Source organism: Streptomyces sp. ATLC9 (assembly GCF_057196705.1).
The window spans coordinates 1-247 of record NZ_JBXUOY010000642.1 but is presented as its reverse complement, the minus strand read 5'-3'; the positions used below and the strand labels follow the sequence as shown (position 1 = coordinate 247).

Below are 247 nucleotides of genomic sequence, written 5' to 3'. Positions count from 1 at the left end.
CCTACTCTCCCACACGGTCCCCCATGCAGTACCATCGGCGCTGAAAGGCTTAGCTTCCGGGTTCGGAATGGAACCGGGCGTTTCCCTCTCGCTGTGACCACCGAAACACCATGACACACACAATCACCGGAACCGGCCGGTCGTGGTCTCAGAACCCACACAGTGAACGCGAACATCTACAGCACAAGCCCTCGGCCTATTAGTACCGGTCAACTCCACCCCTCACGAGGCTTCCATCTCCGGCCTA

At 59.1% G+C, this 247-nt stretch carries 1 rRNA gene; it reads right to left on the bottom strand.

Going from position 1 to position 247, the window contains the following annotated elements:
• Positions 1–105 (bottom strand): 5S ribosomal RNA (gene rrf / locus AC2CJA_RS27455); the annotation flags it as partial.
• Positions 106–247: the final 142 nt, after the last annotated feature.